Below are 2,368 nucleotides of genomic sequence, written 5' to 3'. Positions count from 1 at the left end.
CAGGCGATGTTGCGGTGCCGCGCTCGTCGCGACGAACCAGTGCAAGGCGTCATAGGGTGGCACGTGCAGCGAGGTGACGGTCGGCGTCGCCTCGGTCCGGCGCCGCTCCAGCGGAAAGCGGTGCAGGCTGTTGTTGTGAACGACGTCGAAGCCACCGGCCGCGATCCGGTCGCAAGCGGCGTCATACCCCGCGTCGAGATGCGCGATCAGCGGCGCCGAGCCGCGATGCTCCGCCCAGGGAAAGATGCGCTCATAATGTTCGTCCAGCACCGCATCGATCGTGAAACGCGCGTCGCTGTCGCCGGAGGCGAACAGGACCACATCATGTCCCCGCTGTTGCAACCCTGCCGCCAGATCCCATGCATGCGCCTCCATTCCCCCCGCGAAGGGCTGCGCGATCCGCTGGCGGACACGCGCAAGGATCGCGATCCTCATGCCGCAACGGCGACCGATGCCCGATCGGGCGCGGCGGTGCGCGCGGCCTCCGCCTCCAGCAGACGCAGCACCCGGGCGGAATTGGCATAGGGTTGGTGGCTCTGCTGCCCGGTCAGCGCCAGATCGCCTGCCTCGGGGCGACGCAGGATGCGGATCGGTTGACCGGGGGTGTCGTCCACCAATCCCATCAGGCGAAAGGCGTGCAGCCAGTGCCCCATGGTGCGATAGCCCCATTTCGCCTCGAACAGCTCCGCATTGCGTACGACGCTGTCGAGATGATGCACCGGCGGCATATGATGTGGATGATGCTGGTGATAGGCGAGGCCGCCCTTGATCCATGCAATCGCCACGCCCGCACGGTCGACGACCTTGCCAAAGTCGGTATCCTCACCGCCGTAACCGACATAGCGTTCGTCGAACCCGCCGACCGACAGGAAGGTATCGCGCCGCATCGCGAAGTTGAGCGACCAGAAGCAGCGATAATCCTGGCAGCGTTCGACGCCGCTGGCCGGCGGGCCGCGCCGGTCGGAATGCTTCTCCGCGATCGCGGCAAAGGCATCGCACGACCAGTCGCCAGCGGTCGCGCCACCCGGCAGGTACATCACCTCGCCCATCAACAGCGCATCATGTGCCTTCAGGAAGCCGGCATAGTCCGCGATCAGCGTCGGTGTCGGGATGCAGTCCATATCCAGGAACACCAGCCATTCGCCGACCGCCGCGCGCGCGGCGGCGTTGCGCGCGGCAGCGAGCGGCAGGCTCTCGCCGGTGATCCGCATCTGCCGGATCGGAAACGGAGCGTCGGGCAGGCGATATTCCTCCTCCTGCATCACCGCGACGATCAACTCGCTCGGCATCACCGTCTGCATCGACAGACCGCGCACGACGTTGACGAGATGATCGGGGCGGCCCTTCGCCAAGGTGACGACGGAGAGAGATATCATAGCGCACGGCGCTCCACGGAGGTGAGGGAAGGGGTGGGGACCGCCGGCGTCCAGAGCCGGTCGGCAAGCGCCTCCAGCCACAGCGCCACCCGGTCGGCGGGGGAATCGTCGATCATCGCGCGTTGCCGGTCGGCGCGGTGCGCGGCGCGGGTTTCGGCCAGCGCGGCGCTCCACCCCTGCGCCGAGGAAGGAAGATGCGGGCGCACCGTCGCCACGCCAGCGGCCATCAGTGCATCGGCCTTGCGGTGCTGCTCATCGAAATAGCGCCATTCGGGCACCGCCAGCCACGGGCGCCCCGCCGCCAGGATCTGCTGGCAGGTGGTATTGCCGGTCGAGGCGATCACCAGGTCGGCGGCGGCGATATGGTCGGCCGCATCGTCGACCCAGCCGCGATGTTCGATATTGGCCGGCTCGGTCGCGTGCCAGTCGCGCTGGATCTTGCCGATGCTGATCCAGCGCGCGTGCGGCAGCGTGCGTGCGCCCACGCCCAGCGGGGCCTGCGCGAAGCCGTCGCCCCCGCCACCCGACAGGACGAGGATCATCTCCTGATCGACGCCGACACCGATGCGCTGGCGCGCCACCTCGCGCTCCGGCACGCGCACATCCACGCCCAGCCCGCCCGCGAAACAGGTCTTCGCGCGTATCGACACGGGCCAGTCCGGTTGCGCCAGCGTGGCGTGGAACGGCGCCAGCAATCCCGCCGCCCCATCATAAGCGGCACGATGGCCGGGATCGCCGCGGTCGCCATGTTGCAGGACCTTGACGTGCGGGACGGAGCAGATCCGCGCCAGCTGCGCGATTTCCGCCGACACGTCGCAGATCATCAGCGCGGGGTCCGCCTTGTCGAACCACGACGCCAGCGTCGCCATTGCCCGCCGGATGCCGGGCCAGCCGAGCGGGGCGCAATGCAGCGTGTCCGGGGTGGCGACCCAGGCCAGCGATCCCGCCTCGTCGCCGCGCGGCTCGAACAGCGAGGGCAGGCGTACCAGATC

Annotated in this window: 3 protein-coding genes; all 3 read right to left on the bottom strand. The window is 68.8% G+C overall.

What is annotated here, in order from left to right; all coding sequences use genetic code 11:
• Positions 1-435, bottom strand: a 435-nt coding sequence (locus ACFDSW_RS09005) for a glycosyltransferase (protein WP_375249953.1), incomplete at its 3' end; no start/stop codon positions are given.
• Positions 432-1,376, bottom strand: a complete 945-nt coding sequence (locus ACFDSW_RS09000; RefSeq protein ID WP_375249952.1) for a galactosyltransferase-related protein — start codon at positions 1,374-1,376, stop codon at positions 432-434. The genes ACFDSW_RS09000 and ACFDSW_RS09005, both read right to left, overlap by 4 nt.
• The coding region (locus ACFDSW_RS08995) for a glycosyltransferase (protein WP_375249951.1) at positions 1,373-2,368 on the bottom strand (996 nt) is incomplete at its 5' end. The genes ACFDSW_RS09000 and ACFDSW_RS08995, both read right to left, overlap by 4 nt.

The sequence above is a fragment of the Sphingomonas sp. genome (assembly GCF_042091075.1).
Lineage (GTDB): Bacteria > Pseudomonadota > Alphaproteobacteria > Sphingomonadales > Sphingomonadaceae > Sphingomonas.
The sequence above is the reverse complement of the archived record's forward strand: the minus strand, read 5'-3'. Positions and strand labels throughout refer to the sequence as shown.